The 18792-nt window shown below is 74.7% G+C and carries 17 protein-coding genes; 9 read left to right on the forward strand and 8 right to left on the reverse strand.

Annotated elements, in window-relative coordinates; genetic code table 11:
* Window positions 1–184: 184 nt before the first annotated feature.
* On the forward strand, window positions 185–2083 hold the full coding sequence (locus ACA514_RS10385; protein WP_375040838.1) for an ABC transporter ATP-binding protein: 1899 nt from the start codon (window positions 185–187) through the stop codon (window positions 2081–2083).
* Window positions 2080–2967: a TlpA family protein disulfide reductase gene (locus tag ACA514_RS10390; protein WP_375040839.1), complete on the forward strand. Its 888-nt coding sequence runs from the start codon at window positions 2080–2082 to the stop codon at window positions 2965–2967. The genes ACA514_RS10385 and ACA514_RS10390 overlap by 4 nt, the downstream gene beginning before the upstream one ends.
* 16 nt (window positions 2968–2983) lie before the next feature.
* Here the strand turns inward: ACA514_RS10390 and ACA514_RS10395 are convergent, their stop codons facing one another.
* The 6 genes from ACA514_RS10395 to ACA514_RS10420 all read right to left on the reverse strand — a co-directional run bounded on the left by ACA514_RS10395 (window position 2984) and on the right by ACA514_RS10420 (window position 9659).
* Entirely contained in the window at window positions 2984–4333 is a 1350-nt protein-coding gene (locus ACA514_RS10395) for an acetyl/propionyl/methylcrotonyl-CoA carboxylase subunit alpha (protein ID WP_375040840.1), read from the reverse strand.
* 113 nt (window positions 4334–4446) lie between these two features.
* On the reverse strand, window positions 4447–5790 hold the full coding sequence (locus ACA514_RS10400; RefSeq protein WP_375040841.1) for an HD-GYP domain-containing protein: 1344 nt from the start codon (window positions 5788–5790) through the stop codon (window positions 4447–4449).
* An 11-nt stretch (window positions 5791–5801) separates the two neighbouring features.
* On the reverse strand, window positions 5802–7148 hold the full coding sequence (locus ACA514_RS10405) for an HD-GYP domain-containing protein (protein ID WP_375040842.1): 1347 nt from the start codon (window positions 7146–7148) through the stop codon (window positions 5802–5804).
* Window positions 7149–7669: 521 nt separating this feature from the next.
* Window positions 7670–8587, reverse strand: coding sequence for an NAD-dependent epimerase/dehydratase family protein (locus ACA514_RS10410; protein WP_375040843.1), 918 nt, complete (start codon window positions 8585–8587; stop codon window positions 7670–7672).
* Window positions 8588–8667: 80 nt separating this feature from the next.
* Window positions 8668–8964 carry a mycothiol system anti-sigma-R factor gene (gene rsrA / locus ACA514_RS10415; protein ID WP_375040844.1) on the reverse strand — a complete coding sequence of 99 codons (297 nt, stop codon included), beginning with the start codon at window positions 8962–8964 and terminating at the stop codon, window positions 8668–8670.
* A gap of 89 nt (window positions 8965–9053) precedes the next feature.
* Entirely contained in the window at window positions 9054–9659 is a 606-nt protein-coding gene (locus ACA514_RS10420) for a sigma-70 family RNA polymerase sigma factor (RefSeq protein WP_344261548.1), read from the reverse strand.
* Between the two features lie 443 nt (window positions 9660–10102).
* Between ACA514_RS10420 and ACA514_RS10425 the strand changes: the two genes are divergently transcribed.
* Complete coding sequence (locus tag ACA514_RS10425; protein ID WP_375040845.1) at window positions 10103–10903, forward strand: class I SAM-dependent methyltransferase; 801 nt, start codon at window positions 10103–10105, stop codon at window positions 10901–10903.
* Here ACA514_RS10425 and ACA514_RS10430 read toward each other — a convergent pair.
* Together ACA514_RS10430 and ACA514_RS10435 are read right to left on the reverse strand one after the other, a co-directional pair.
* Window positions 10900–11232, reverse strand: coding sequence for a TraR/DksA family transcriptional regulator (locus ACA514_RS10430; protein WP_375040846.1), 333 nt, complete (start codon window positions 11230–11232; stop codon window positions 10900–10902). The two genes, ACA514_RS10425 and ACA514_RS10430, sit on opposite strands and share 4 nt — an antisense overlap.
* A 107-nt stretch (window positions 11233–11339) precedes the next feature.
* Window positions 11340–12134 (reverse strand): SOS response-associated peptidase, encoded by a 795-nt coding sequence (locus ACA514_RS10435; RefSeq protein WP_375040847.1) that lies wholly within the window; start codon window positions 12132–12134, stop codon window positions 11340–11342.
* 52 nt (window positions 12135–12186) lie between these two features.
* Between ACA514_RS10435 and ACA514_RS10440 the strand changes: the two genes are divergently transcribed.
* The 6 genes from ACA514_RS10440 (at window position 12187) to ACA514_RS10465 (ending at window position 18779) form a co-directional block, all read left to right on the forward strand.
* Window positions 12187–13284: a DoxX family protein gene (locus ACA514_RS10440; RefSeq protein WP_375040848.1), complete on the forward strand. Its 1098-nt coding sequence runs from the start codon at window positions 12187–12189 to the stop codon at window positions 13282–13284.
* Window positions 13285–13524: 240 nt separating this feature from the next.
* Window positions 13525–14013, forward strand: a complete 489-nt coding sequence (locus tag ACA514_RS10445; protein ID WP_375041105.1) for a sigma-70 family RNA polymerase sigma factor — start codon at window positions 13525–13527, stop codon at window positions 14011–14013.
* Window positions 14010–14708 (forward strand): anti-sigma factor family protein, encoded by a 699-nt coding sequence (locus ACA514_RS10450; protein ID WP_375040849.1) that lies wholly within the window; start codon window positions 14010–14012, stop codon window positions 14706–14708. The genes ACA514_RS10445 and ACA514_RS10450 overlap by 4 nt, the downstream gene beginning before the upstream one ends.
* Before the next feature lie 50 nt (window positions 14709–14758).
* Window positions 14759–16066 carry a 3-phosphoshikimate 1-carboxyvinyltransferase gene (gene aroA, locus ACA514_RS10455; RefSeq protein WP_375040850.1) on the forward strand — a complete coding sequence of 436 codons (1308 nt, stop codon included), beginning with the start codon at window positions 14759–14761 and terminating at the stop codon, window positions 16064–16066.
* A gap of 58 nt (window positions 16067–16124) precedes the next feature.
* On the forward strand, window positions 16125–17090 hold the full coding sequence (gene rsgA / locus ACA514_RS10460) for a ribosome small subunit-dependent GTPase A (RefSeq protein WP_375040851.1): 966 nt from the start codon (window positions 16125–16127) through the stop codon (window positions 17088–17090).
* A gap of 72 nt (window positions 17091–17162) precedes the next feature.
* Window positions 17163–18779 carry a serine/threonine-protein kinase gene (locus tag ACA514_RS10465; RefSeq protein ID WP_375040852.1) on the forward strand — a complete coding sequence of 539 codons (1617 nt, stop codon included), beginning with the start codon at window positions 17163–17165 and terminating at the stop codon, window positions 18777–18779.
* Window positions 18780–18792 lie beyond the last annotated feature (13 nt).

Below are 18792 nucleotides of genomic sequence, written 5' to 3' on the forward strand. Positions count from 1 at the left end.
GCCGTTCGGGACCAGAGCGGGAAGCCGGCATCGGTGGCGCCGGGCTCCCGGATCAAACGGACGCATTATGGGCAGATGATCAGCGGGCTGTCCAGACAGTGATTTGTCACCGGTGCGGCAGCGCGGAACGCGGCGAACGGAACGAGGCATTTACACCCGACATTCGATGATCTAGGTTGGCCCTGTGTTCCGACGTTCCCCGGCCCTCGCCGACGACAGGTCGGGGCTCGAAATCACCTATTGGGAAAGCCGCGACGAGGAACTGCTGAAAGCCGGTCTCCCGGCGATGCTGCGGCGCTTTCCGGCGCTGGTCGCGGCGGCGGTCCGGCTGGCCTGGCAGGCGAGCCGGCGCGACACGGCGGTGGCGCTCGGCGGCAACGTCGCGGCCGGCGTGTTCACCGCGTTCGGCCTGCTGGCCACCTCCGACGTCCTGGCGTCGCTGTTCGCCGCCGGGCCGACGCCCGGCCGGGTCCGCGCGGCACTGCCCGCGCTGGCGCTGGTCGGCGCGGCGGCGGCGCTGCGCGGCGTGCTGCTGGCCGCCGCCGGCTGGGCGCAGGCACGGCTGAAGCCGCAGGTCGAGCGGCAGGCGGAGACGCGGCTGTTCGAGCTGACCACCCGCGTGGAGCTGACCGCGTTCGACGACCACGAGTTCCACAACGCGATGCGCCGCGCCCGCGACAACGGCGTGCCCGACACCGCCACCGTCGTGGAGATGACGGTCGGCGTGCTGACCGGCGCGGTCGGGCTCGCCGCGCCCGCCGTCGCGCTCGGCCTGCTGCACCCCGCGCTGATGCCGCTGCTGCTGGTCACGGCCGTGCCCGCGGGCTGGGCCGCGCTGAAGACGGCGCGGCTGCGGTACGCGGCGTTCTACCGGCTGTCGGCGGCGCGGCGGCGCAAGTTCATGCTGTCGGACCTGATGGCCGAGCGGCAGCCCGCCGCCGAGGTCCGCGCGTTCACCCTGCGCGGCTTCCTGCTCGGCGAGTACGACCGGGTCGCCGGCCTCGAGCAGCGCGTCCAGCTGGACGTCGCGCGCCGCCAGACCGGCGCCAAGGCGGCCGGCGACCTGCTCACCGGCGTCGCGACCGTCGGCGTCTACTGCGCGCTCGGCGGCCTGCTCGCCGGCGGCGTCATCGCGCTGCCGGTCGCGGGCGCCGCCGTGCTGGCGATCCGGGCCGGGCAGGCGTCGCTCGCGGCGTGCGTGCTGAGCCTGAACAAGCTGTACGAGGCGGGCCTGTACTTCGGCGACTACCTGAACTTCCGCGCGCTGGCCGCCGAGCGGCTGCCGCCGCCGGACGGCGCCGTCCCGCCCGCCGGGGACTTCGGCCGCATCACCGCCGACCGGGTGTCGTTCCGGTACCCGGGCGCGAGCACGCCCGCGCTCACCGACGTCAGCGTCACGGTGGGCCGCGGCGAGGTGATCGCCCTGGTCGGCGAGAACGGCTCGGGCAAGACGACGCTGGCCAAGCTGCTCGCTGGGCTGTACCGCCCCGGCTCCGGGACGATCCGCTGGGACGACGCCGACCTCGCCGGCCTGGACGGCGACGCGCTCCGCCGGCGCGTCGCGGTGATCGCCCAGGACCACACGCGCTGGCCGCTGACCGTCCGGGAGAACATCGTGATGGGCCGGCCGCTCGACGAGGACCTGCTCGCGACCGCCGCGGCGGCCGCGGGGGCCGACCGGGTCGTCGACGAGCTGCCGGACGGCTACGACGCGCTGCTGGACCGGCGCTTCCGGGGCGGCCACGACCTGTCGGGCGGGCAGTGGCAGCGCATCGCCGCCGCGCGCGGCTTCTACCGGGACGCCGCGCTGGTCATCTTCGACGAGCCGACCTCGGCCCTGGACGCCCGCGCCGAGCACGCCCTGTTCGAGCGGATCCGGCGGCACGCGGCCGGCCGGACGGTCGTGCTGATCACCCACCGGCTGGCGAGCGTCCGCTTCGCCGACCGCATCTACGTGCTGGACCGCGGCCGCGTCGCCGAGAGCGGCGCGCACGCCGACCTGCTCGCGGCGGACGGCCTGTACGCCGACCTGTACCGGCTCCAGGCGTCGGCGTTCCAGCCGGACCCGCAGGAGGTGGCGTGACCGTCCTGGCGTCGGCGTGGCCGGCGCTGATCGCGGTGCTGCTGGTCGCGGCGGGCGGCAAGGTGCGCGACGTGCGCGGCTTCGCGGCGGCGATCGAGGCGTACCGCGTCCTGCCCAGCCGGCTGACCCGGGCCGCGGCGGTGGCGGTGCTGTCCGCCGAGGTCGCGGCGGCCGTGCTGCTGGCCGTCCCCGCCACCCGGCGCTGGGGCGCGCTGGCCGCGGCGGCGCTGTTCGCGGCGTTCCTCGGCGCGATGGCGGCGGTGCTGCGGCGCGGCATGCGGATCGACTGCGGCTGCTTCGGCTCGGCCCGCCGCCCGACGCCGGTCGGCGCCGCGTCGGTGGCGCGGACGGGGCTGCTCCTGCTGCTGGCCGTCATGGCGGCGGTCGCCGGGCCCGCGCCGTTCTCGCCGGTGCAGCCGGTCCTCGCGGCGGTCTTCCTCGGCGCGGTCGCGGGGATGCCACGGCCGCGTTCCGGGGTCCGCGAGCCGGAGGCGCCGCCGCCCGCCGGTCCGCGTCCCGGAGCGCCCTTCGCGCTGAACGCGGCGATCGAGGCCCCGACGGTCTTCGCGCTGATCTCGCCGGCGTGCGGCACCTGCCGGACCATGCTGCCGGTGTTCGCCGGCGCCGCGTCCGGGCGGCGGGTGGTGCTGGTGAGCGCGGCGGACGAGCGGGACGTCCGACGCCACCTGCACGAGCACGGAGTGGATCTCCCGCTGGTCATCGACCCCGGCGTCTACGACGCCAACGACATTCCATGGCCGCCGTACGCCGTCGTCACCGACGCCGGAGGCACCGTCCTCGCGGCGGGCGGCGCGGACACGCCGGCGCGGTTCCGCGCCCTCCTGCACCAGGCGGAGTCGGCGAGGCCGCGCCCCGCGCGCTGACCCGGCGGACCGGCGGTCAGCGGGCCCGCATGCGCGCCACCACGCCGGTGTCGTAGCGGCCGGTCGCGAACTCCGGATGGTCGAGCAGCTCCGCCAGGAACGGCAGGTTCGTCGCGAGCCCCTCGATGCGGAACGCGCCCAGCGCGGCGCGGGCGCGGGCCAGGGCGTGCGCGCGGTCGTCGCCGTACACGCACAGCTTCGCCAGCAGGGAGTCGTAGTGCCCGGTGAGGGTGTTGCCCTCGGCGTAGCCGGCGTCGATGCGGATGCCGTCGCCGACCGGCTCCTCCCACACGTCGATCTTCCCCGGCCCGGGGACGAACAGCTCCGGGTCCTCGGCGTGGACGCGGAACTCGATCGCGTGCCCGCGCGGCGCGGCCCCGGCCGCGGTGACGGACTCGGCGACGGGTTCGCCCGCCGCGATCCGGAACTGCTGCTCGACCAGGTCGACGCCGGTGACCAGCTCGGTGACCGGGTGCTCGACCTGCAGCCGGGTGGTCATCTCCAGGAAGAAGAACTCCTGCGCGGCCGGGTCGACCAGCCATTCGACGGTCCCGGCGCCGCGGTGCCCGACGGCCCGGCCCGCGCGGACGGCGGCGGCCAGCATCCGCTCGCGCAGCGCCGCGCCGACGCCGGGCGACGGGGTCTCCTCGACGACCTTCTGGAACCGGCGCTGGACGGAGCAGTCCCGCTCCCCCAGCGCGACGACGGTGCCGTCCGCCAGACCGAGGATCTGCACCTCGACGTGCCGGGCGCCCTCCACGTACCGCTCCAGCAGGACGTCGCCGTGCCCGAACAGCCGTGTCGCGGCGGTGTGGGCCGCATGGAACGCGGTGCGCAGCGACGCCTCGTCGTACGCGACGGCCAGCCCGGCACCGCCCCCGCCGGCGGCGGGCTTCGCCATCACCGGGTAGCCGATCCGCTCGGCCTCCTCCACGGCGGCCGCCGCGTCCGGGACGGGCTCCCACGCGCCGGGCGCGACCGGGACGCCCGCCTCCTTCATCAGGTTCCGGGCGTTGATCTTGTCGCCCATCCGGGCGATCGTCAGCGGCGGCGCCCCGACCCAGACCAGGTCGCGCTCGGCGACCCGCCCGGCGAACGCGGCGTTCTCGGCGAGGAACCCGTAGCCGGGGTGGACCGCCTGCGCGTTCGTGCGGTGCGCGGCCTCCAGGATCGCCGCCGCGTTCAGGTAGCTGCGGGCCGGGTCGGCGGGGCCGATCAGCACCGCCTCGTCCGCCTCGGCGACGTACGGCAGGTCGGCGTCGGCCTCGGAGTACACCGCGATGGCCTTGAGTCCCATGGCGCGGGCGGTGTGCACGACACGGCCGGCGATCTCTCCCCGGTTCGCCACGAGCACGGACTCGAACACCTGCGGACTCCCCTCCGGCGCGACGGCGGCGCGTCCGGTTGTCCCGCGCGCCCGACGGGGCCGACCCTAGCGCGTCCGGCCCGCCCGCGCGGCCGTCCGCGGACGGGAGCGGGTCAGGGGCGGGGGCGGCGGTCGACGACGCGGCTGAGCGCCTCCACGACCGTCGGGTCGTACTCGGCGGCCGAGTCCAGCCGCAGCCGCTCCAGCACGGCGGCGCCGCGGTCGCGGTCGGCGGAGTCGCCCACCAGGTCGTCGTAGGCGTTGGCGACCTTGATGATGCGGCCCGCCAGCGGCGGCGCCGGGGCGGGCCGCTCCGCCTCCCCGGGCCCGCCGGCCGTCTCCGGGCCCGTCCGGTACGGGTGCGAGGACAGCTGGACGATGTGCGCGACCCGGTCCAGCACGCCGGTCTGCTTGATGACCTCGGCGCCCAGCTCGGCGATGCGGCGCTGCTCGGCGGGCGAGGCCAGCACGGTCGCGCCGCCGGGGATCGGGTCGCCCAGCGACAGCTGCCCGATGTCGTGCATCAGCGCCGCGTACTCCAGCTCCAGCAGCTCCTCCTCGGACATGCCGAGCTCGCGTCCCATCGCCACCGACAGCCGCGACACCCGCCGCGAGTGCCCGGTCTCGACGTACCCGCCGACCTCGGTGACCCGCGACAGCGCCCGGACGGTCTGCAGGTAGGTCGCGCGGATCCCCGCGTACCGGCGGAACGCGAACTGGGTGACGAGGATCGGCACCGTGAAGATCAGCAGCGCGGCCTCGCCCATCGCGGTGGTCGCGACCGCGATCAGCATCGCGGTCGCGCTGGTCGCCGCGCACAGCGCCATCTTCGCGTCGATCTCGTCGCGCAGCGCGATGCCGAACCGGGCCCGCACCGCCTCCGCCCGGATCATCGCGGCGATCAGCACGTCGGTGAAGCAGGACAGCACGACGACGAGGCCCATCACCGCGAGCAGCAGCTGCCACGGCAGGCCGAGCGACAGCATCGGCCGGAAGCACAGCGCCACGATCGCGACGGTGAACAGCCGCCGCGCCATCGCGTCGGGGCGCGGGGACCGGCCGACCAGGATGTGCGGCAGCGAGCCGACCAGCATCCCGACCGAGGTCACCGCGACGACCTGCAGCGGGGAGTGCTCGGCGGGGACGACGCCGAGCGGCGCGTCCGGCGGGGCGCCCTCGGGGCCGATGCCGACCAGCAGCGCGTAGCCCATCGCGCCGGCGCTGGCGATCGGCGCGACCTCGCGGTTGCCCGGCATCACCATCCGGAACAGCTCGCCGAGCGCGATCAGCACGCCGAAGATGATCGCGACGTTGGGCTGCCGCAGCCCGGCCGCGGCGACCTCGGTGATCGCGACGATGACGAACAGCCCGGCGGTGGCGATCAGCAGCAGCTGGCCGGAGTCGATGGTCTGCCACGCGGCCCGCTCGCGGCGGGCCCGGATCTGGGTGCTGCTCATGGGGGGTCCGGTCACCGCCGTGCTTCGTCTCCGGCGACCCGCAGCGGGGCGCTCGGGTCGTCGTGGTCCTGCTGGGTGGTCTCGACGACGTCGTCGTCCGGCAGCACGACCGGCCGCGGCGGCTCCCAGCCGTCCCGGTCCAGCGCGCGCAGGAACGCCTCCACCATCGGCGGGTCGAAGTGGTCGCCCATGCCGCGGCGCAGCTCCGCCACGGCCTCGTCCACGGTCCGGGCCGCCCGGTAGGAGCGGGTCGAGGTCATCGAGTCGAACGCGTCCGCGACGGAGATCACCCGGGCGAACTCGGGGATCTCGTCGCCGGCCAGGCCCATCGGGTAGCCGCGGCCGTTCACCTTCTCGTGGTGGTGCATGATCCCGGCGAGCGCCTCGTCCAGGAACCCGATCTCCCGGACGATCTCCAGCCCGCGCATCGGGTGCAGCTGGATCGCGGCGAACTCCTCCTCGGTGAGCGAGCCCGACTTCTGCAGCACCTTGGTCGGCACGCCGAGCTTGCCGACGTCGTGCAGCATGCCCGCGTACCGGATCGCCTCGACCCGGTCGGCGCGCATGCCGATCTCCTGGGCGATCATCACCGAGCCGCGGGAGACCCGCTCGGAGTGGCCGCGGGTGTAGTAGTCCTTGGTCTCGACGGCCTGGCAGAGCGCGGCGAGGGTGGCGGCGTGCGCCTGCTGCTGCGCGTACGCCTGGTCCATCGCCCAGCGGGCGATGAACAGCGGCAGCAGCACCAGCACGGCGGCGAAGGCGCCGATCCGCGGCCACAGCCCGGCGATCAGCAGGCCGACCATGCCGTAGCCGAGGCAGCCGACGGCGAGCTGGCCGCTCTCGTGCAGCAGCTCGCGCGGGTCGGCCTGCCGGGACAGCAGCAGCACCCCCGCCATCAGCAGCAGGTTGACCAGGACGAAGGTGACCAGGGCGCCGAGGAACGGGCCGATCACGTTCTCCACCCAGCGGGTCTGCTCGGGATGGAAGCGGTCACCGCCGAGCAGGTCGAAGACCGTGCCGGCGCAGAAGCCGCTGAGCGCGAACTGGGCGCCGTTGAAGGCGCGCTTCTCGGGCGCGAAGAACCGCTGGCCGGTGACCAGGGCGCTGAGCCCGAGCAGCGCCGCGCCGGCCGGGCCGAGCAGCACGACCCCCGCCAGGCTGGCGGCGAAGCTCAGCGAGACCCGCGCCCGCTCCACGTTCAGCCGGGCGGGCGCCGAGTCGCAGATCAGGAACAGCAGTGCCAGTACGGCCAGCTTGGTCCAGTCCACCCCCGCGAAGGACGACGTGGCGATGACCGCGGTCGCGAGCGCGACCACACCGCACACGTACGCCCAGGCAGCGAGAGGTAGTCCACGCATTGCCGCCCCTTAGGGAGTGACGAACGAGCGGGCCGCCGCCGGGATCGTCCGTGCCTGCCGGCACTAGACCCAGGAAACGCCCTCGGGCATCGTCAGCGACGACGTCGTGGCACCCGGGCACCGGCCTCGCACGGCCGGAATCTCGCGCTTGAGCATGGCTTCCGCCTCCCCCCGTCTGACCGGGTCGGCCGGCGCGCGGCCGGTCCGCCGGAACCGGTCGGCCCCGGTCTCCCGGAACCGCACATACCCCGAATTCACGAGGCGTGCACGCGTTCCCGTCGCTGATTACGGCCCAAGCCTAACGCGAACTGCCCAGGTCACACAGGCATGCCGGGAATCGTGAGCAAAGCGTGAAGCAGAGGTCACTTTAAGTGATCAATTGCCGGGGATAATGCACTGAGCGTACCCGCACAATGCCTCTGCACAATCCCCATGCACGTGCATCTGCAAATGGCATTCTTAAACCGTCCCGAATCAACGCATCAATGGCACCAAGCCCGCATTCCCACAGGTCTCCGGCATCAGGCGGTGCGTTCGCGGGCCCAGGCGGCCGTCTCGGCGAGGCCGTCCACGAGGCTCACCCGCGGCTCCCAGCCGAGCGCCGCCCGCGTCGGCCCCGGGTCCACCGCCATCGCGGGCAGGTCGCCCAGGCGCGGCGGCGCGAACTCCGGCTCGTCCGGCGCGCCCACCGCGGCGGCGACGAGCGCGTGCAGGTCGCGGTCGGTCGTCTGCAGGCCCGTTCCCACGTTGAACCGCGCGCCGCCGCCCGCCTCGCCCGTCGCGCGGGCGAACGCGTCCACCACGTCCAGGACGTACACGTAGTCGCGGGTCTGCCCGCCGTCCCCGAACACCCGCGTCGGGCGGCCCGCCAACAATGCGTCGGTGAAGATCGAGATCACGCCGGCCTCGCCCTCGGGCGTCTGCCGCGGCCCGTACACGTTCGCCAGCGTCAGCGTCGTGTAGTCGAGGCCGTGCAGCGCCCTGTACATCCCGGCGTACACCTCGCCCGACACTTTGGACGCCGCGTAGGGCGACGCCGGGCGCAGCGGCGCGTCCGGCGGTACGGGCAGCGCGTCCGGCACCCCGTACACCGCGCAGCTGGAGGTGAACACGACCTTGCGGCTCCCCGCCGCGCGCGCCGCCTCCAGCACGTTGGCCGTCCCGACCGCGTTGACCCGCGCGTCGTGCAGCGGATCGGCCACGCTGGCGCGCACGCTCACCTGCGCCGCGAGATGGCAGACGACCTCGGGACGGCGCGCCGCGACGCGGTCGGCCAGCGCGGGATCGGCCACGTCCATCCGCCACAGCTCGACCGCCGGGTTGAGGTTGGCGCCCGACGACAGGTCGTCCACGCCGACGACCTCATGGCCGTCGGCGAGGAGCCGGTCGACGAGATGGGACCCGATGAAGCCGGCGGCGCCGGTGACGAGAGCGAGCACCCCAGCACGATACCCAGCCCGCCACCGGGCGATCATGTCCCGCGCGTCCGGGCCCGGACTTCAGGGCCCGGGACCCGGGCTCAGGCCGACTCGGACGCGCCCGCGGTGCCGGACGCCTTGATCTCGCCGCAGATCTCCTCGATCCGGCCGAGCACCTTGGAGCGCAGCTCGGCCGGCGCCTGCTCGCAGCCGCAGGACTTGTTGACGATCTTCTTGACGGCCTCCTCGAGGCCGTACTCGCGCAGGCAGGGCCCGCACTCGTCGAGGTGCTCGCGCACCTCGCCGCAGCCGCCCTGGTCCAGTTCGCCGTCGATGTAGCTGTAGACGCGTGCGAGGACCTCTTCGCAGGACGTTTCGTGGTGGTCGCCACAGCTCATGGCTCACGCACCCCTCTCGCTCACCGCGCCGCGCCCGGCCGCGGTGTCCGGCATGTGGCTCCGCTCTGCGCGTCCGGCGCGTCCCCGGCTCATGCCGGCCCCCCGGTGGTGCGCGTCAGGCCGCGGTCCTGAGCGTAGTCCTCCAGCATGCCCCGCAGCTGCCGCCGCCCGCGGTGGAGGCGCGACATCACGGTGCCGATGGGCGTGCCCATGATGTCGGCGATCTCCTTGTAGGCGAAGCCCTCGACGTCGGCGAGGTAGACGGCGATGCGGAACTCCTCCGGCAGGTCCTGCAGCGCCCGCTTGACGTCGGAGTCGGGCAGGTGCTCCAGCGCCTCCGCCTCGGCGGACTTCAGGCCGCTGGAGGTGTGCGACTCCGCGCGCGCGAGCTGCCAGTCCTCGATCTCCTCGGTGGCCGACTGCTGCGGCTGCCGCTGCCGTTTGCGGTAGGAGTTGATGAACGTGTTGGTCAGGATGCGGTACAGCCACGCCTTGAGGTTGGTGCCTTCCTTGAACTGGTGGAAGGACGCGAACGCCTTGGCGAAGGTCTCCTGAACGAGATCCTCGGCGTCCGCCGGGTTGCGCGTCATGCGCAGCGCGGCCGAGTACAGCTGGTCCAAGAACGGGAGCACGTCGCGCTGGAACCGCTCCTGGCGCTGCTCAACGGTCTCCGTGGTGCCCGGTACCTGACCCACCCCCTTGACTGTGGCGCCCTTGGCCTTGGCCGGCCTGGTGGCGTCGTATCCCACAGACGATATCGGGCCGCGCTGCCTCATCACGCCCTCGGGGGCGCGCGCGCCGCCGGGCGGGGACACTACCCCCGCGCCGCGCGGGTAATCGGCAACGGCTGTGGTCATCGGCCTGCACCTCCGCTGTACTCGTGCTTGGCGCCGTCCGCCGCGCGGCCGGCGCGGCCCTGTCCGCCGCGCCCGCGCCGCTTTATGCGGACGGTTATGAGACGGTGCAACGCCGGGACGCGCCCGCCGATTCCCCGACCGGGAGCCGTGCGCGGAAAAGGTTCCGGACGTTCCCGCGCGGGCCGGGCCACCTCCCCCCGGCCTGCACGGAGGGTGATGACCGGGCCCTGATGGGGAAGAACTGACATACACGGCGAGAACAGGAGCAAACGTTGCTACCGGTGCCGGCGCGACCTCCCGAGCCCACCATCGCCAGCCTGCGCGACTCCCCCGAGGGCGACGCACTGGCGCGCTACTGGAGGTTCTACTGGGCGGTGGCCGACGCGCAGCTGGCGCGCTGGCTGCCGCGCAGGCCGTCGCGCGTCCTCGACATCTCCGGCGACCACGGCCGCTGCGCGGAGCGCGCGGCCGAGGCCGGCCACTCCGTCGTCGAGGTCCGCGACCCCCTGCTCGCGCGCCGCACGGCCGGGGCCCCCGCCGACGGGGCGTCCGGCGACGGGCGGGCCGGGCCGGGGAACGGGACGGTCAAGATCCTCGGGGACTCGGGGTCGCTCGCCTTCCTCGGCGACGCCTCCATGGACGCCGTCCTCGCCGAGAACCGGGTGCTGTCGCGGCACCTGGCCACCGAGGAGACCATCGCCGAGATCGCCCGCGTGCTGCGGCCGGGCGGACGCGTCCTGCTGTGCGTGGACTCCCTGACGCTCGGCATGGCGCTGCTGGCCGAGCAGAGCCACTGGGCGCACCTGTCGGACGTGCCGAGCGCGGAGGTCGTCCTGGTGCCCTGGCCGGACGGGACGATCACCCGCTGCTTCGGCGCCGACCAGCTCCGCGAGCTGCTCGCCGAGGTCGGGCTGGAGGTCTGCTGGATCAGGCCGCGCACGGCGCTGTCCCCGTCGACCGTCGAGCACGTGCTGTCCTCGTCCCCGGACGCGCTGCCCCGCCTCGTCCGCACCGAGCTGAACGCCCCGCCCGGGGACGAGTCGCTGGGCTTCCACCTCCTCGCCAGCGCCAAGCGGCTCTAGCGGCCCCGGCGGTCGTGCCGGGCCTGGCAGGGCACGCAGCGGGCGGCGTCCGGACGGGCCTCCAGGCGGCCTTCGGGGACCGGGCGGCCGCAGCCGACGCACTGCCCGTAGGTGCCGGCGCCGACGCGGTCCAGGGCGGCCTGGACGGCGGCGCGGTGCCGGCGCAGGGAGTCGAGCGCGGCCTCGACGCGGTCGCGGTCGCAAAGGCCGGAGCCGGCGTCCGCCGGGGACGGGTCGCGCTCCGGGCCCTCCCCGCGCAGAATGGCGATGGAACGATCCAGATCCTCGATCATGGCCTGCAGGCGGGAGCGGGCTGCGGCTGCGTCCACGGGCTCCGAACTCCTCCCGGTGGGGGTCTCCGGGCAGTGCCGTCCGGCAATGGCGGGCCGGGTTCGGGCCGCCGGAGCCGGGAGGGGCCGGGGTGCGGTCGGAACCGTCAGAACAGACTGCCGGAATGGTTGCCGGAACTATTCCCATTTCCGGACGGTTCTATGAGTTCGGGCCCGTTGTTTTTCACGCTGTTGACCGCTTTCGACACCGGAAAGGCGTCCATGGTGCCGGCCATGGCGGGAACGAGCAGCCCCCGCACCCGCTCGGGGTCGGTCAGCTCGGGGTCGAGCCAGGCGTCCCACCGATCCGGCTCGACGACCATCGGCATCCGGTCGTGGATGCGGCCGAGGTCGTCGGGCGCGTTCGTGGTGATCACCGTGCAGGTCCACAGCCAGTCGGCGTCCTCGTCGCCGCGCGGCTTCCACAGCTCGTAAAGCCCGGCCATCGCCATCACGCCGCCGTCTTTCGGGCGGATGAAGAACGGCTGCTTCTGCGGCTTCCTCTTGGCCTTCTTCTCCCCCTCCGCCGGATCGTCCGGGGATTCGAGCGTGTACCACTCGAAGTAGCCGTCGGCGGGCAGCAGGCAGCGCCGCCTGGCGAACGCCCGGCGGTACGACGGCTTCTCGTGGACCGTCTCGACCCGCGCGTTGATCATGCGGGAGCCGATCGACAGGTCCTTGGCCCAGGACGGGACGAGGCCCCAGCGGAGCGTGCGGAGCTGGCGCACCGCCTCCGCCTCGTCCGCCGCGTCCTTCGGGCGCCGGTTCAGGACGGCGGGGACCTGTTTCGTCGGGGCGACGTTGTAGTCGGGCTGGATCTCCCCGCCGGCCGCGTCGACCTGCACCTGGAACTCGTCCAGGAGCTCCTGACGCGCGCGGGTGGTGGCATATCGACCGCACATGGTCCCCATCCTGCCGCGCTTGAGGCGCCTTGTGGCGGGCATGTAGCGGGTCATGCGACCCATCGAGACCCTGGCCCGCCCCCTGGTGGCGGCCCCGTTCATCATGACCGGTCTGGAGGCGGTCCGCGATCCGCGCCCGCGCGCCGAGCAGGTCGGGCCGTCGGTGAAGCCGATCGCCGACCGGATCGACTGGATGCCGAAGGACCCCGAGACCCTCGTCCGGATCGAGGGCGCGATCAGCATCGGCACCGGCGCGCTGCTGGTCATGGGCAGGTTCCGGCGGCTGACGACGCTGCTGCTGGCCGCCCAGATGGTGCCCGCGCTCGCGACCGAGCACCGCTACTGGACCGAGGACGACCCCGAGCGCCGCGACGCCGAGCGCTCCCACCTGCTCAAGAACGCCGCGCTGTTCGGCGCGCTGCTGATGTCGGCGTCGCAGCCGCGCCGCCAGCCGCGCATGGCCGAGCTGCGCCGCGCCGTCCGCGAATCGCAGATCAAGTCCGGCGCCGAGGCCAAGGCGATGCGCCGGGAGGCCGCCGTGACGCTGCGGGAGGCCCGCCGGGAAGCGGCCCGGCAGGTCCGCGTGGCCCGTGCCGAGGGCGGCCGGAAGGCGGCCAAGGGGGCCGCGAAGGCCGGCGGTGGCGGCGGCGCCCTGTTCGGCGCCAAGCTGACCAAGGCGTCCGCGAAGGCCGGGAAGGCGTCCGGCCTGATGTCGCAGGCCGGCAAGTCCATCAAGGCCGGCGCCGCGACGCAGGCCGCCAAGGCCGCCAAGTCGGGCCGCGGCGGCGGCGCGAAGCTCGGCATGAAGCTGGGCAGGACGTCCGGGAAGGCCTCCGGCCGGGGCGGCGCGCTGCTCGGCGGGCTGAAGCTCGGCAAGGCGTCCCGCAAGGGCGGCCGGTTCGGGCTGAAGGGCGGCAAGGCCGCCGGGAAGGCGGGCTGGGCCTCCGGCAGGGCGTCCGGCATGGCGTCCCAGGCCGGCAAGACCGTGAAGGCGCAGACCGCCGCGCAGGCCGCCCGCGCCGCCAAGGCCGGCAAGACGGTCAAGGCGGGCACCGCGACGCAGGCCGCCAAGGCCGCGAAGGCCGGCCGGACGGTCGGGGCCGGCACGGCCGTGCAGGCGGGCAAGGTGCTGCAGTCCGTCAAGCACTGAGCCTCCGGGCGCCGGCTTCCCGAAGGGAGCCTTAAGGCGGTCTCAAATCCGTTGAACCGCGACCCGGGTCGCCCGCGTACTGCCAGGTGACCGCCCCCCGACGTGGGTTCTTCGACCGACACGGAGACGCCCGGCATGGCAGCACCCGGATCGACCCGCCGGACCGGCGGCCTGCGGAGCCTGCTCCGCAGGCCCGGCCCGGACGGCGGCCCGCGCCCCGCACCGGACGGCGAGGAGCTGGTGGCGGAGCTGTACCGGGAGTACCAGCGGCCGCTGCTGTCGTTCGTGCTGCGGCTGACCGGCGGCGACCGGCAGTGGGCGGAGGACGTGGCGCAGGAGACGATGATCCGGGCGTGGCGCAGCGCCGGCCGGCTGGACGCCCGCTCGTCCTCGCTGATGCCCTGGCTCGCCACGGTGGCCCGGCGTATCGTGATCGACGACCGGCGGCACCGCGACGTACGGCCGCCCGAGGTCGGCGACGCCCCCCTGGAGAACCTCCCGATGGCGGACGAGATGGACGGCCTGCTGCGCAAGGTCGTCGTGACCGAGGCGCTGGCCTCGCTGTCGCCCGCGCACCGGCAGGCGCTGACCGAGACGGTGCTGCGCGACCGGACGGTGAACCAGGCCGCCGAGCACCTCGGGATCCCGGTCGGCACGGTGAAGTCCCGCGTCTACTACGCGCTGCGCGCGCTGCGCGTCGCCTTGGAGGAGAGGGGGGTGACCTCATGAGTTCCCAGGTCGAGCACACCGACGTCGGCGCCTACGCGCTGGGGCTTCTCGAAGCCGATGATCGGCGGGCCTTCGAGGCGCATCTTCGGGCCTGCGGCTTCTGCCAGGCCGAGTTGCGGGAGATGGGCTCGATGGCCGAGGCGCTCTCCGGGATCGGCCCGGCGGAGGCCGAGCCGCCGGGCGAACCGGCCGGACCCCCGGCGCCGGTGATCGACCTGGTCCGGCGCAAGCAGGCCAGGGACCGGCGGGTGCGGCGCGTCGCGTACGCGGCCGGAGCGGCGGCGGCCGCCGCGCTGGTGGCGGCCGGGGTCGGCGTCGGGACGACGCTGGGCGGCGACGACGGGCAGAAGGCGCCGCCGCAGGCGCAGGCGATCGTGGGCGAGCGGCACCAGGCGACGGACGCGCGGACCGGCGCGTCCGGCACGGTCGGGCTGGTGAACAAGAAGTGGGGGACGCAGGTGACCTTCGAGCTGGCCAAGGTCAAGGGCCCGCTGAGGTGCCATCTGGAGGCGGTGTCGACGTCGGGGGCGCGGACGGTCGTCGGCGGCTGGCGCGTTCCCGCGCCGGGCTACGGCGTCCCCGGATCGCCGAAGCCGCTGACGATGCAGGGCGCGACGGCCCTGTCGCGCGACGAGATCAGCCGCTTCCAGGTGGTGGTGGACGGCGGCGGGACGCTGCTCACCATCCCTGTCTGAGCGGGAAATCCGCTCGCCGCGCCACCGGGCGCGCCCGATAGCCTTGGGGCATGCCCACTCCGCACTGGAAGGCCCCGGTCGCCGGCGGCCCGGTCGACGCCACGGTCCGGCTGCCCGGCTCCAAGTCGATGACCAACCGGGCGCTGATCCTGGCGGCGCTCGCCGAGGACCCGGTGTGCATCACCCGGCCGCTGCACAGCCGCGACACCGAGCTGATGGCGGACGCGCTGCGGGCGCTGGGGGCCAACATTGGAGAGGACTCGAATGCCGTTGCTGGGGGGTCGTCCCCCCAGATGGAGGGCGACTGGCAGACCTTTCCGGGTGAACTGCGGGGGCCCGCTCGGGTCGACACGGGGCTCGCCGGGACGGTGATGCGGTTCGTCCCGCCCGTCGCGGCGCTGGCCGCCGGGGAGGTCTCCGTCGACGGCGACCCGTACGCCCGCAAGCGGCCGATGGGGCCGATCATCGCCGCGCTGCGCGCGCTCGGCGTCGCGATCGACGACGGCGGGCGCGGCGCGCTGCCGTTCACCGTGCACGGGACCGGCTCGGTCGGCGGCGGCCCGGTGACGATCGACGCGTCCGGGTCGTCGCAGCTGGTGTCGGGGCTGCTGCTGGCGGCGCCGCGGTTCGACAAGGGCGTGGAGGTCCGGCACGAGGGGCCGCCGGTGCCGTCCGCGCCGCACCTGGCGATGACGGTGGCGATGCTCCGCGAGCGCGGGGTGGCGGTCGAGACCGGGGAGAACCTCTGGCGGGTCGCGCCGGGGCCGGTCCGCGGCGGCGAGTGGGTGATCGAGCCCGACCTGTCGAACGCGGCGCAGTTCCTCGGCGCCGCGCTGGTCACCGGCGGCCGCGTCACGGTGCCGGACTGGCCGGCGGAGACGACGCAGCCGGGCGACGCGCTGCGCGGCCTGCTCGCCCGGATGGGCGCGGACGTGGCGCTCGGGCCGGACGGGCTGACCGTCCGCGGGCCCGGCGGGTTCCGCGGGCTGGACGCCGACCTGCACGACGTCGGGGAGCTGACGCCGGTGCTCGCGGCGCTCGCCGCGCTGGCCGACTCCCCGTCCCGGCTGACCGGGATCGCGCACCTGCGCGGGCACGAGACCGACCGGCTGGCGGCGCTCGTCACCGAGATCAACGGGCTCGGCGGGGACGCGCGGGAGCTGCCGGACGGCCTGGAGATCCGGCCCCGCAAGCTGCACGGCGGCGTCTTCCGCACCTACGACGACCACCGGATGGTGATGGCGGCGGCGGTGCTGGGCCTGGCCGTCCCGGGCGTCGAGGTGGAGAATCCGGGCACGGTGGGCAAGACACTTCCAGGTTTCACCGAGCTGTGGACGTCGATGCGGGCGTCCGCCTGAGAACGGGGACGGACCACTGGCACGACGAGTACAGGACTACGACGAGGACGACGTCCGGGTGCGGCCCGGGCGCCGCGGGTCGCGGCCGCGCACCCGCCGCCGTCCGGCGCACGAGGACGCCTCCGCCGGGTTCGTGACGGCGGTGGACCGGGGCCGGTACCGCTGCCTGGTGGGCACCGGGACCGGTGACGAGCGGCCCGTCGTCGCGATGCGCGCCCGCGAGCTCGGCCGCAAGGGCGTGGTGGTCGGCGACCGGGTCGCGCTGGTCGGGGACGTGTCCGGCGCGCCGGACACGCTCGCCCGGATCGTCCGGGTGGAGCCGCGGACGTCGTCGCTGCGCCGCACCGCCGACGACACCGACCCGTTCGAGCGGATCGTCGTCGCCAACGCCGACCAGCTGGTGATCGTGACGGCGCTGGCCGATCCGGAGCCGCGGCCCCGGATGATCGACCGGCAGCTCGTCGCGGGCTACGACGCCGGCATGGATCCGCTGCTGTGCCTCACCAAGGCCGACCTCGCGGACCCGGCCGAGCTGGTCGCCGCGTACGCGCCGCTGGGCGTCCCGTATCTGGTGACGCGGCGCGGCGGCGACCTGGCGGAGCTGCGCGGGCATTTGTCCGGCCGGATGAGCGTGCTCGTCGGGCATTCGGGGGTCGGCAAGTCGACGCTGGTCAACGCGCTGGTCCCGGACGCCGAGCGGGCCGTCAGCCATGTGAACGCGGTGACCGGGCGGGGCCGGCACACCTCGTCGTCGGCGATCGCGCTGGAGCTGCCCGGCGGCGACGGCTGGATCATCGACACCCCGGGGGTGCGCAGCTTCGGGCTGGCGCACGTCGAACCGGGGAACGTGATCAACGCGTTCGAGGACCTGGCGGCGGGCGCGGCGGAGCGCTGCCCGCCGCTCTGCGACCACCTGCAGGAGTCCTGCGGCCTGGACGGATGGGTCGCGGACGGGCACGCCAGCCGGGCCCGGCTGGAGTCGCTGCGCCGGCTGCTCGCCAGCCGCGAGGGCGAGCCGGAGTAGCCCTCCGCCGCGCGCCGCGATCCGGGCGGAACGGCGCTTCACAACGCGGGCGGCATCGGTATCGTCGCCTGCATGCCGAAGACCATCCACGAAGGCCGCTACGAGCTCCTGGAGGAGCTGGGCCGGGGCGGGATGGGCGTCGTGTGGCTGGCCCGCGACACGGTGCTGCGCCGCGAGGTGGCGATCAAGGAGGTGGCGCCGCCGCGCGGCCTGGACGAGGCGCAGGCCGAGCGGATGTACGCGCGGACGATGCGGGAGGCGCGGTCGGCGGCGGGGCTCGACCACCACGGCATCGTCACCGTGTACGACGTCGTCCGGGAGGACGGCCGGCCCTGGATCGTGATGCAGCTGGTGCGGGCCCCCGCCCTGGACGAGGTGATCCGGCGGGAGGGACCCCTCGCCCCGGACCGGGTGGCGCGGATCGGGCTCGACCTGCTGGAGGCGCTGCGGGCGGCGCACGCGGCGGGCGTCGTGCACCGCGACGTCAAGCCGGCGAACGTGCTGCTCACCGACCGGCGCGCCGTCCTCACCGACTTCGGCGTCGCGACCATCGTCGGCGACGAGACGCTCACGCAGACCGGCGCGATCGTCGGCTCGCCCGCCTACCTGTCGCCCGAGCAGGCCCGCCGGGAGGACGCGACCCCGGCGTCCGACCTGTGGTCGCTCGGCGCCACGCTGTACGCGGCGGTCGAGGGCCGCCGCCCGTACGAGCGACCGGACATCTTCGGCCTCATGGGGGCGCTGCTCAGGGACGACCCGGACCCGCCGCGCCGGGCCGGGCCGCTGGAGCCGGTGCTGCACGGGCTGCTGCGCCGGGACGCGCGGGCCCGGATCGGCCACGACGAGGCGGAGCGGCTGCTGCGCCTCGTCGTGCCGGGCGCGCCCCTCCCCCCGCCGGCGCCGCCGGTCCCCGGCCCGCAGCCGCCTCCCGGACCGCAGCCGCCGCCCGAGCCGATCGGGCTCGACACGACCCTCGGCGGCGGCGGACAGGACACCGTGCCGCCGGCTCCGGTCCCCGGTCCCTCGCCGCGGCCATCGGAGCCGCAGTCGCAGCCGCAGCGGCGGCATCGCTGGGAGCTGATCGTCCCGGCGGGCGTCTTCGCGGCGGCGGTGGTGGCGGCCGCGGTCGTGTTCGCGGTCTTCGTCTCCAACGGCGGCAACGGCGGGCCGACCCAGCGTTCCACCCCGTCCGCCTCCGGCAGCGCGGGCACCGGCGCGGCGAGCACCGGCATCCCGTCCGGGTACCACCGGTACCAGGGGTCGGCGTTCGTGGCGGCCGTCCGCGACGGGTGGAAGGCGGACGGCTCCGGGGACGACGTCACCTTCTCCGACCCGGCGAAGGGGGCGACGCGCGGCGTGGCCGTCTCGCGGGTGCAGCCGGGCCTGTTCGACACCCGCGACCCCGGGGACGCGCTGGCGTCGGCGGCCGAGGGCTTCGACGACAAGGACTCCGGCTACACCGGCTACAAGCAGGTGTACTTCCACCGGAACATCGCCTACAAGGGCCGGGACGCGGCGGAGATCGACTTCACGTTCGTCAAGAACGGGACGCCGAGCCGCGCCCGCGTGCGGGTGTTCGCGTTCGACGGCGCGCTGTACCAGGTCCTCGCGGTCGCCGACCAGGCGCACTGGGACGCGACGCTGCCCGTCTACGACACGTTCCTCAATACCTTCCAGGCCCCCGGCTGAGCCGCTCGCCGGC

The sequence above is a fragment of the Actinomadura sp. NTSP31 genome, from assembly GCF_041951385.1.
Lineage (GTDB): Bacteria > Actinomycetota > Actinomycetes > Streptosporangiales > Streptosporangiaceae > Spirillospora > Spirillospora napierensis.

Excerpts from the sequence above, each read along its gene's own strand:
- ACA514_RS10400 (WP_375040841.1), bottom strand. The coding sequence starts at position 5,790 with ATGAGCAGCACCCAGATCCGGGCCCGCCGCGAGCGGGCCGCGTGGCAG.
- ACA514_RS10405 (WP_375040842.1), bottom strand. The coding sequence starts at position 7,148 with ATGCGTGGACTACCTCTCGCTGCCTGGGCGTACGTGTGCGGTGTGGTC.
- rsrA (WP_375040844.1), bottom strand. The coding sequence starts at position 8,964 with ATGAGCTGTGGCGACCACCACGAAACGTCCTGCGAAGAGGTCCTCGCA.
- ACA514_RS10435 (WP_375040847.1), bottom strand. The coding sequence starts at position 12,134 with ATGTGCGGTCGATATGCCACCACCCGCGCGCGTCAGGAGCTCCTGGAC.
- ACA514_RS10440 (WP_375040848.1), top strand. The coding sequence starts at position 12,187 with ATGCGACCCATCGAGACCCTGGCCCGCCCCCTGGTGGCGGCCCCGTTC.
- ACA514_RS10450 (WP_375040849.1), top strand. The coding sequence starts at position 14,010 with ATGAGTTCCCAGGTCGAGCACACCGACGTCGGCGCCTACGCGCTGGGG.
- aroA (WP_375040850.1), top strand. The coding sequence starts at position 14,759 with ATGCCCACTCCGCACTGGAAGGCCCCGGTCGCCGGCGGCCCGGTCGAC.
- ACA514_RS10465 (WP_375040852.1), top strand. The coding sequence starts at position 17,163 with ATGCCGAAGACCATCCACGAAGGCCGCTACGAGCTCCTGGAGGAGCTG.